2 protein-coding genes and 1 pseudogene (1 of these 3 cut by a window edge) are annotated in these 11,578 nt (G+C 57.2%); all 3 read left to right on the top strand.

Annotation, left to right across the window (positions count from 1 at the left end):
* Positions 1–79: 79 nt before the first annotated feature.
* Positions 80–1,213, top strand: a pseudogene (locus PKO01S_RS29740) (type I polyketide synthase); the annotation flags it as partial.
* Positions 1,190–3,253 (top strand): class I SAM-dependent methyltransferase, encoded by a 2,064-nt coding sequence (locus PKO01S_RS29735; RefSeq protein ID WP_407669628.1) that lies wholly within the window; start codon positions 1,190–1,192, stop codon positions 3,251–3,253. The pseudogene PKO01S_RS29740 and the gene PKO01S_RS29735, both read left to right, overlap by 24 nt.
* Positions 3,246–11,578, top strand: partial view of an SDR family NAD(P)-dependent oxidoreductase gene (locus tag PKO01S_RS04615; RefSeq protein WP_127530132.1) — the 5' portion only. Its footprint extends 1,648 nt past the window's final position; only the first 8,333 of its 9,981 coding nucleotides appear in the window; the start codon lies at positions 3,246–3,248; its stop codon lies off the right edge, out of view. Before PKO01S_RS29735 ends, PKO01S_RS04615 begins: the two co-directional genes overlap by 8 nt.

Raw genomic sequence — 11,578 nt, 5'->3', positions numbered from 1 at the left:
GGAGAACGAGCCGCGACGGCAATCAGCGGATGAGAGCTTTGACGGGAACGGCGGAAGCCGCCCCCGCCCGAATGAGGAAGAAGCGATTGCGATCATCGGCATTAACGGGCGTTACCCCGGAGCAGATGATTTGGATTCATTCTGGGAAGTGCTGTCCGGCGGAGTTGATTGCGTGACCGAGATACCGGCGGAGCGGTGGGATTGGCGGGACTATTACGATGCCAATGCCGTGCGGGTGAAGGAAGGGAAGTCGTATTGCAAGTGGGGCGCTTTCTTGTCCGGTGCCGACCGCTTCGATCCGCTGTTCTTCCAGATTTCCCCCCGTGAAGCGGAGATGATGGATCCGCAGGAACGTTTATTTCTGGAGACGGCATGGGCCACTCTGGAAAATGGCGGTTACACAAGAAGCAAGCTGCAGGAAGCGGCAGGCGACGGAGAAGGAGCGAATGTCGGCGTATTCGTTGGGGTAACATCGAACACGTATATGCTGCTGGCGCCGGAGCAATGGTCGAAGGGCAACATGGTGACGCCGAATTCGATGCCTTGGTCCATCCCGAACCGGGTATCCTACGCGATGAATTTTACGGGACCGAGCATCCCTGTCGATACGGCGTGCTCCTCCAGTCTCGTTGCGATACACCTAGCTTGCGAAAGTTTGCGGAAAGGCGAATGCGCCATGGCGCTGGCCGGAGGAGTCAATCTCTATCTGCATCCGTTCAAATACGTCGGCATGAGCCAGATCAAGATGCTGTCCCCGACCGGCAAATGCCACAGCTTCGGTGCGAATGGAGACGGCTTCGTGCCTGGAGAGGGCGTCGGTGCTGTTCTGCTGAAGCCGCTGAAGCGGGCTATCGCTGACGGCGACCGGATTCATGCCGTTATCCGAAGCAGCTCCGTCAACCACGGCGGCAGGACGCACGGCTATTCCGTTCCGAATCCGAAGTCTCAGGAGGCTGTGATCCGGTCCGCGTTAGACAAAGCAGGCTTGAACGCAGCGACGATCGGATACATCGAAGCGCACGGAACCGGCACGGAGCTGGGCGACCCGATCGAGGTGGCGGGCTTGACGAACGCGTTCCGCGAAGATACGCAATCAGTGCAATATTGTGCGATCGGTTCGGTGAAGACAAACATCGGCCATCTTGAATCGGCGGCGGGCATAGCCGGACTGACCAAAATCGTACTGCAAATGAAGCACGGCCAGCTTGCGCCTTCCTTGCATGCGGAGCAGTTGAATCCGAACATCGCGTTCGGAACGACTCCGTTCTACGTGCAGAGAGAGCTGACGGACTGGCAGCCGCTGACGGAAGAGAGGCTTGGCCGCACCGTCGAGCTGCCCAGAAGAGCAGGTTTAAGCTCCTTCGGAGCCGGAGGAGCCAATGCGCATTTGATCATTGAACAATATGAACCGGCTGCCGTGCCGAGCGCAGACGCTGGTACCGGACCGCAATGCATCATCCTCTCTGCCCGCAGCAAGGAAAGCCTTCGCGAGGCGGCGGGAAAACTTGCCGCGAGCGCGGCCGGCAAGCTGCGGGAACAAGCAGATGGTTTGATTACTGCCGTTACTTCCAGCTTCGGCGCGGCGATGGAGGAGATTCGCGGGTTCTCGTCTCAGCGGTATGCGGAGGATGAAGCTGAGATTGCTGTTCTTTCTGCTGGATTTGAAGAACTGGAGGCTTATGGGCGATTCCGTCTCTACCAATCGTTTCAACGGATGGGATTGAGCGCAGAAGGCGGCGAATCGTATGCTGCTGCTGAGTTGAGGGGAATGCTCGGCATTACTTTGCAATACGAGAGACTGCTCGAAGTTTTGCTCGACATCCTCGTTCGGGCCGGACTGATCAGGATGGATGAAGGGCGTGTGACGTTCATTCGTCCTGTGCCGGAAGCGGCGCCGGAGCGTCTTGTGGAGCACCGCGACAGCATGCTGCGGCAGTATCCGGAGATGGCGGCGTACATCCGGCTGTTGGACGCATGCCTCGATGCTTATCCTGACGTACTTCGCGGACGGCAAAGCTTTGCTGACGTCATGTTCCCGGAAGGGTCGCTTGCGCTGGTCGAAGGCATTTACCGGGGGAACAGGCTGGTCGATTATTACAATCGCGTTACGGCACGTGCCGTGGCCGCCTCGGCAGAGCTGCGTTTGCAGCATGATCCGAATACGAAAGTGCGCATCATGGAAGTCGGGGCGGGGACCGGGGGAACAAGCGCCTTCGTGCTGGAAGCATTGAAGCCGTTCGCAGACCGGGTTGTGTATTGTTATACGGATATTTCGGCAGGGCTGCTTCAGCAAGCGAAGCAGACGTTCGGCCGCAAATATCCTTTTGCGGAGTTCAAGACGTATAATGCGGAGCTTGCTCCTTCCGTTCAAGGCTTCGGCAGCAGCGAATTCGATATCATAGTCGCGACCAACGTGCTTCATGCCACGAAGCGGATTGAAGGAACGCTTGGCCGTTTGAAGGAACTGCTGAAGCCGGCAGGGTTGATCGTGATTAACGAAATGACCAGCGTCGTCGACTTTGCGAACTTAACGTTTGGATTAACCAGCGGCTGGACGCTGTATGAGGATCAGCATTTGCGGCACTTCAATTCGCCGCTGCTAAGCGCAGCGAGTTGGCGGGCAGCGCTCCACAATTCCGGTTTTCAAGAGGCGCAGCACATCGGGATCGAAGGGATGGGACAGCATGCCGCATCCCAGCATGTCATCCTGGCTGAAGCTCGCCCTGAAGACGCCCGACAACACTTGTGGCTGGCGTCTGCAGCCTATACGCTGCAGGAGGGCCGCGAGCCGATGGAAGAACGTCTGGCATGCGCGGCTGAAAGTACGGAGATGCTGTTGTCCATGTTGAATGCTTATTCGGAAGAGGGGATCATGCTTCCGGGCATGTTCAGCGGCGCCGTCTCTCGTCAATCTGTTAACCGGCAGCAGCCGGCAAACACACCAGAGAGCATAGAAGCAGCGGCTTCCCGTTGGGTGACTGGCGGGACCGTAGATTGGGACAAGGTTAGTCACAGTCGTCTGCGGCAGCTTATCGATCTGCCGGCGTATCCTTTTGACAAGGCCCGTTATTGGATTCCGATAAGCAGCGAGAAGGCGGGGAACATTCTCGAACCGGCAGCACAGCCAGTTGCAGAGGAATGGACGGACGAGCAGGAGGAGCAGCGGACGCTGGATGTGATCCGCATGCTGGAGCAAGGGACAATTAACATTGAAGAAGCTGACCGTTTGCTGGAGGGGATATGGAATGAGTAAGGATGCGATCCGCGGCCGAAAAGAGAAGCTGCTGCAAATGCTAGAGAGCGGTCAAATCCGTTCGGAGGGCGTATTGTCGCAGCTTCGGGATCTATATTCCGGGAATAAGGAAGAGGGCGAAGCGAAGCATTATCCTGACCGGCTGCTGTACAGGACGGAATGGGCTGAAGCACCGCTTGCAGCAAGTCCGGAAACGATGTTCACGCCTTGCTGCATTCTCCTCCTGGATACGGACCGTTCGTTATGGTCCCATCTCCAGCAGTATGCCGGCTCCGAGGCACGGCTTATTCTGGCCCTTCCGGGAGAAGCGTTTGAGCAAACGGATGAGTATACGTTCGTGCTTCATCCATCCCGTGAGACAGATTACCGGGAGATGATGCAGACGCTTGCACGGCAAGGCGGCCTGCCGCATCGCATTATCCATCGATGGTCACGCCGGCATGACGGCGTGACCATCGAGAATCTTGCGGCAGATATCGAGCGGGCAGCGGGGCCGGTCATATCTTTGACTTATTTGGCCCGCGCATTAATGGAGCATAAAGTTCGGCACGAAGTCGATCTTCAGTATGTTTATACCACGGCTCCAGGCGTTATCCGCCCGGTTGACGGAGCAGTCAGTGCTTTCGGCCAATCGCTGGCGATGGAAAATGACGCCTACCGGTTCCGCTCGGTTCAAGTCGAGTTGGAGGAAGGCGAAACATCGGCAGCAGCTCAGCTCGGCTCCGTTGTATGCGCAGAATTCGGAACTGGCGCAGCATCCGCTTCAGAAGTTGTTTATCGGAATGGACGTCGCATGGTTCCGGTTTGGAAGAGAGCGGATCACGAGAGTTCGCCGGATATACCGCTGATCAAGTCTGGCGGCGTATATCTCATTACCGGCGGTCTGGGTGGTGCCGGTTACAGTATAGCGCGTCAGATCGCCGATAAGGCGGATGTGAAGCTCGTGCTGTCCGGCCGGTCCAAACGATCGAAGAAGAGGGACGAGAAGCTTCAAGCGTTGAAGGAGCTCGGAGCGGAAGTCTTATACATACAGGCGGATGTCAGCAATCAGGACGAAACCGCCGCTTTAGTAGATAGGATTCGCCGGACATACGGCCGGTTAGACGGGATTGTTCATTGCGCGGGCGTCCACTATGACGGCTATGTATTAAGCAAATCCAACGAGGATACGCTCCGGACGCTCGGTCCGAAGCTGGCCGGAACGGTTCATTTGGATGAGGCTGTTCACTCCGAACAACTCGACTTTTTTATTCTGTTCAGCTCAATGGCGGCCCGGTTCGGCAATGCGGGGCAGAGCGATTACGCCTGCGCGAACCGGATGATGGATCTGTATGCGGAATACCGGAACGTACGGGTACGAGCAGGAGAGCGCCATGGCGTTACCCTATCCGTCAACTGGACGCACTGGGCAGCCGGCGGCATGAAGGTGCCGGAACAGGCAGCGAGAACGCTTCGCGACGAAGCCGGACTGCTCCCGCTTCCCGAAGGGGATGCGTGGGCATTGATGGAGGCGGCGGCTGCTTTGCGTGAAACGGTCTGTTTTGCCGGTGTCGGCGACAGGCCGGTGTTCAAGCGTTTTTTGGATCAGTTGAATTCGCATGCGGATTCTGCAGCGGGGGCGGCAGCGGATGAGGAGAAGGAAAAGGTGGAGGCTCAAGACCATCCCGTAAACCGGGAATGGCTGCGCAGCCGCACCGAAGCACTGCTGAAGCAGGTGTTCGAGGAAGCGCTTAAGCTTCCGCCTTCGCTTATTCGGCCGGACCGGACGTTCCAAGAGTATGGCGTCGACTCCATCATGGTAGAGCAGTTCAACCTAAGAATGGAGCGTTACGCGGGACATTTGCCCAAAACACTTCTGTTCGAGTATCAGACCATCTCTGAGTTGACCGATTATATGCTGGAACGGCACGGCGCAGCGATGAACGCGTTGTTCCCTGCGGAGCAGCCGAAGCGCTCTGATCGGAAGAAGGCGCAGTCAGATCAGGCAGTAGTCGAATCCGCGGCAGCAGACCCAATCACAACGGCAGCAACAACATCAACAACATCAACATCAACAACATCAACAACAACGAACAGTACCAGCAGCCGGGACATTGCGATTATCGGGCTTAGCGGACGTTTCCCTGAGGCGGACACGCTGGAGCAGTTCTGGAACAACCTTATTAACAGCCGGGACAGCATTACCGAAGTGCCGCCGGACCGATGGGACGCCAACCGCTATTATGACCCGGACCCTGAGATGGCTTCCTTGGGCAAAATGTACTGCAAACAAGGCGGCTTTCTTCGTAACGTTGACCGTTTCGATTACGGCTTCTTCTCCATCTCGCCAAGAGAAGCGGCGACGATGGATCCGCAGGAGAGACTGTTCCTTACTCTCTGCTGGGAAGCGATGGAGGATGCAGGCTACACGCGGCCCTCGAATCGGACCGGAGCTGCTCTTGACTCTAAAGTCGGCGTGTTCGCTGGCGTAACGACGAATACGTACGCACTGCTAGGGCCGGAGCAGTGGATGAAAGGCAACATCGTCATTCCGAACTCGATGCCTTGGTCGATTGCGAACCGGGTGTCCTATCATTTTAATTTCACCGGTCCGAGCATGCCAGTCGATACGGCATGCGCTTCGGGACTGACGGCGATCCATCTCGCGGCGGAAAGCATTCTGAAAGGCGAATGCGCGATGGCGATAGCCGGCGGAGTGAATATGTACCTTCATCCGTCGCGTTATGTCGGCATGTGCGCAATGCGAATGCTGTCTAAGAAGGGGCGCTGCAGCACGTTCGGCGAAGATGCGGACGGCTTCGTTCCCGGCGAAGGGGCAGGCGTCGTCCTGCTGAAGCCGCTTGAGCAGGCTGTTGCCGACGGTGACGCCATCTACGGCGTTATCAAAGGAACGGCAGTCAATCATGGCGGTACGACGAGCGGCTATACGGTGCCGAATCCGAATGCGCAATCCTCATTAATTATGGACGCGCTGGACAAGGCCGGTCTGCATCCACGGACAATAAGCTATATGGAAGCGCACGGAACCGGAACGTCGCTGGGCGATCCGATCGAAATTGCCGGTCTTACGAAAGCGTTCGGAGCGTATACGGAAGACGAGCGGTTCTGCGCCATCGGCTCCGTCAAATCGAATATCGGCCATTTGGAATCGGCAGCCGGCATTGCGGGCTTGTTCAAGGTGCTGCTGCAGATGAAGCATAAACAGCTCGTGCCGACGCTTCACGCTTCCCGGCCCAATCCGAAGATCGCATTCGAACGTTCCCCATTCTACGTGCAGCAGGAGACGGCAATCTGGGAGCAGCCGCTTGTGCGGATCGGGGGGACGGAGGTCCGCTGTCCTAGGCGTGCGGGCATCAGCTCTTTCGGAGCGGGGGGCGCCAACGCTCATATCATCGTCGAGGAATACGATCAGCCGTATTCAGAGACAAAGACAACAACGCAAGGCCCTTATCTCTACCTGCTGTCGGCCCGTAATGAAGAGCGGCTGCGCGCGTATGCGCGAAAGCTGCTGCAGTACGTCGAAGATGTTTTCGGCGGCGACGATCTGGCGTCGGATGAACTGGATGCATGGCTTCCGGATGCCGCCTACACGTCGCAGATCGGACGCGAGCCGATGAAGGCGAGGGCGGCTTTGTTATGCGAGAGCGGGAACGATTTGATCCAACAATTGCAGGCACTGGGCAGCGGTGAAACCGTGCTTGAGCATCTGTCAGCGGGAATGGCGGAAAGAGCGGCGGAGCATGCGGAAGCAGACGATGCTTATGTGCGCGAGCTGCTGGCGAAACGAAATCTTGCGGATCTGGCACAGTTGTGGGTCGGCGGTCTCGAACTCGATTGGCGGCTCCTCCATGAACCGGGCGAGCGCAGGAAGGTAACGCTTCCGATTTATCCGTTCGCGAAAGAACGCTGCTGGATTCGTCTGGCCGACAACGATCTGCCTGCTGCGGAGCAAGCGGGCCGTCCGCTCCATGCCTTGATCGACCGGAACGAATCGAATTTTGCAGCTTATAAATTCTCGAAACATTTTACTGGATCGGAGTTTTTCTTGGAGGATCATCTGCACATGCTGCCTGCTGTCGTCTACATGGAGATGGCGCGTGCTGCTGGGCAATTGGCCGACGTCTCAAGCCGGGTAACGCATTTGAGTAACGTCGTGTTCGCAAGTCCGATTATGGCAGCCGCCGGCGGAGTAGAGACGGAGACGCTGTTGTTCCCTCGGGATGACGAAACGGCCGACTTCGAAATTCGTACGGTATCTGATACAAGCCGCGGAGCACATGCGCAAGGAACGCTGCGATTCGGTTCGCAAGTCGCGGGTACGGCTTCTTCGAGCATCGACATCAGCGCCGTCATGCGGCGTTGCGAAGGCGGCCAAGAGGAAGCCCAGTTGTATTACCGGCATTTGGCTTCCATCGGAGCGCCGTTCGGTCCGCGGTTTCAAGGCATTGGCGCTTTCTATTGGAATGAAGAGGAGGCGCTGTCCGCCGTCCGCATGCCGGACGGTCTGGAACAGGAACAAAGCAAATACGCGCTTCATCCGACTTATGCGGACGCCTGTCTGCAGACGGTAATCGCATGGGCATACCGGACATCGGCAGATCTAGACTCCATTTACTTACCGTTCGTGATCGGCGAACTGGAGCTGGCGGCATCCCCGCTGCCTCAAGCCGCTTTTGTGTACGCAAAACGCCAGGCAAGCCCGGGGGCATCGACGGAGGAAGCGGTGTATGAGGCAAACATGCTGGACGAGAACGGGAACGTGATCGCATCATTCCGGGATTATTCAGTTCGTCCATTCCAGCCTTATCAAGCCGGAACGCCGGCTTCGAATGCTTCTGAGCTCCACTATTTCCGGCCGGAATGGCATGCCGGTCAGTTGCAGGAGCGGAGCGCTGGAGACAGGCGGAGCCATTCCGTTATCTTGCTCTTCGACGAACAGGAAGAAGTAGCTGAAAGTCTAAGGAAACATGCAGACTGTCAGGAATCGAAGGTTATACGGGTCGCACGGGGAAGCGGATGCGGCTGGACGTCCGACAGCATTTACGAGCTTCATCCTGGGAAAGGCCAGCATTATGAGATGCTGCTCGACCAATTGACGGAGCGGTATGGGCCGTTCGCGGGCGAGCGCGGCCTTGCTGTCGTGCATGCTTGGTCACAGGAGTTGGCAACTGATTCGCTATCCCAAATGTTGGAGCGCGGCATCGTTTCGGTCTTCCATATGATGAAAGCCTTGCAGCAATGCGGATTACACGCATCGCTGCTATTTGTGCATGCAACAGAACAGACAGAACCTCATCCGGCTTATGCCGCCGTAAGCGGATTTGCTTCCTCGGTTTCTCAGGAATCCGAAGAAATCCGATTCCGTACGGTAGCTTTAACCGGACATAGCAGAAAACCGGACGATACAGCCGATTTAATCGCTGCTGAGCTCTCCTTTCCGGCTGGAACGGCCGATGTGCGTTATGCGGGACAGGAGAGGCAGGAGCGCCGGATGGTGCGTCATGCCGCCGAGAAGAACGCAGCCTCTCTGCGTGAGAATGGAACGTATATGATCACGGGCGGTGCCGGGGGCCTTGGCAAGCTGTTCGCACATTTTCTTGCTGCACAGTACGGGGCGCGTCTAGTGCTTGTCGGCCGTTCGGGAATGAACGGCGCTATAGAGCAGCTGATCGCCGGACTTCGTCAGTCAGGCGGACATGCTGTATATATGCAAGCGGATATCGGCGTGCCGGGCGAAGCGGAACGGGTCGTACATGCGGCCCGTGAAGCATTCGGTCCTATCCATGGTGTATTGCATTGTGCAGGAACGGTGCGGGACGGGATGCTGAGGAGCAAATCCTGGTCGGATATGGAAGCGGTCATGCTGCCTAAAGTGAACGGTTTAATGCAGCTTGGGGAAGCGTTGAGGAACGAACAGCTCGACTTGTTCGCGCTGTTCTCTTCCTTGTCTGCTTTCGGCAATGCCGGCCAGTCCGATTATGCTTATGCGAACAGCTTCCTCGATCATTATGCGGCACGTTTTGCCGGAAAAGCACATTTCGGCAAGCTGTTGTCCATTAATTGGCCGTATTGGTATGAGGGCGGCATGCGGCTCGGAGAACAAGAGCTTGCCGCGCTCGAAGCCCGGCATGGCTTCCGGCCGCTGGACTCAGAGGACGGGACGCATGCGTTCTCCCTTCTACTGGGGCAGCAGGGCTGTCAGTATGCGGTCGTAAACGGGGACGCGCAGCGGATACAAGCTGCTTTCTCGCCGGAACGCACAGACGAAGTCAGGCATCCCGTTTCGCCGTCAGCGGTTCAGAATACAGCCGCCGATGCTGCGGCAGCAATGGAGCTGTTCCGTGCTGATTTCGTGAAGAGCATCAGTGCGGTTCTGCAGCTCCGGGAATCGGAAATTCAAATGAACAGCAGCATGAGCGAGTTCGGATTCGATTCGATCACGTTCACCGAATTGTCCAACCGGTTGAACCGGACTTACGGCTTGAATCTGACGCCGGCCGTCTTCTTCGCGCATGAGTCGCCGGAGTCGGCAGCCCGTCATATCTACGAAGTCTATGGGAATCGGTTGGATGACTATTATAGGGAGTCCTTACCCGAAGCGGCGCCGCAAGTTCAATCGGCTGGAAAGGGAAGCGGCAATGCGGCAGCGGCGAAGCGTGCTGGCAGTATGGCCCAATCTGCAATTAGCAAGTCAGCGCCTTCAACATCGCCATCACGGCCATTAACACCAGATCGTTCGAAGGCTGCCGCTTCGGGACAGGCTCTGCCGTCTGCGGGCGAGCGGCATCTCGAGCCGGTCGCCGTCGTAGGAGCGGCAGGTCTGTTCCCGCAATCGGATGATATCGGCCAGTTCTGGGGTCATCTTGCTGCAGGAGATAATCTGGTGACGGAAATCCCTGCGGACCGTTGGGATTGGCGGCAGTATTACGGCGACCCGCTCAAAGAACCGCATAAAACGAATATCATCTGGGGCGCGTTTATGAACGATCCCGCTTCGTTCGACCCGCTGTTTTTCGGCATTTCGCCGAGGGAGGCGGAGCGTCTCGATCCGCAAGCTCGTAAAGCGATTGAGACGGTATACCGGGCGATCGAGGATGCGGGCTATAAACCTTCCGATCTGTCCGGTACGCGTACAGCCTTATTTATGGGCGTCTCGAATGCGGACTACTCGGAGCTAATGGCGCAGCACGGACTGGAGTCGATCGCCACGCAATCGATGCTGGCGAACCGGATCTCGTTCCTGCTCAATTTGCGCGGACCGAGCGAGCCGGTCGATACGGCATGCTCCAGCTCGCTGGTTGCGATCCATCGAGCCGTCGAAGCCATTCGAAACGGCGGCTGCGAGATGGCGATAGCCGGCGGTGTGAACATGATTTTCAGCCCGAACTTGTATATCTATGAGAGCCAGTCCGGCATGCTGTCGCCAGACGGCATGTGCAAAACGTTCGATGCAGCCGCCAACGGCTATGTAAGAGGCGAAGGAGCCGGTGCGGTGCTGCTGAAACCGCTCAGCCGGGCGGTGGAGGACGGCGATCATATCTATGCTGTCATTAGAGGCACCGCCATTAATCATGGCGGCCGAGCCAGCTCGGTAACGGCGCCGAACTCGGGTGCGCAAGCGGATTTGATCGTGGAAGCTTACGCGCAAGCGGGGATCGATCCGGCTACCGTCAGCTATATCGAAACGCATGGCACGGGAACGAGCCTAGGTGATCCGGTCGAAATTGAAGGCTTGAAACTTGCATTCGATAGAATGTATAAGCAAGCCGGGCATACGGAGCGGCCGCAGGCGCATTGCGGACTTGGCTCAGTGAAGACGAATACGGGCCATTTGGAATCGGCTTCCGGAATTGCGGGCTTTATCAAGGTGCTGCTTGCGATGAAGCATCGGATGCTGCCAGGCTTGATTCATTATACGAAGCAAAATCCTTATATCCGGCTGGAGGACAGTCCGTTCTACTTAGTAACGGAAGCGACGGAATGGAAGTCCTTAACGGATAAATCAGGGCGCCCGATTCCGCGAAGAGCCGGCATCAGTTCCTTCGGTATCGGCGGCGTCAACGCGCATATCGTGTTGGAGCAGTTCGAGGAGCGGGAGGCAGCGGCTTCGTTCGAAGAAGGACATTCCCATCTGTTCGTTCTTTCCGCGCGGAACAAAGAACGGTTGTCGGCTTATGCGATGCGAGTGTACGAGCGGCTGACAGCCGAGGCTGACTCCGGACACGCTGGTGAAAGGCTGAGCAAGCCTATGCAGCCGGGCACGACCGAACGAAACCGCGTCTATGAGATCTTGTTAGAAGAAGCGGCTGATGTACTGCAGGTCGA

The sequence above is a fragment of the Paenibacillus kobensis NBRC 15729 genome (assembly GCF_004000825.1).
GTDB lineage: Bacteria > Bacillota > Bacilli > Paenibacillales > Paenibacillaceae > Paenibacillus_T > Paenibacillus_T kobensis.
The sequence above is the reverse complement of the archived record's forward strand: the minus strand, read 5'-3'. Positions and strand labels throughout refer to the sequence as shown.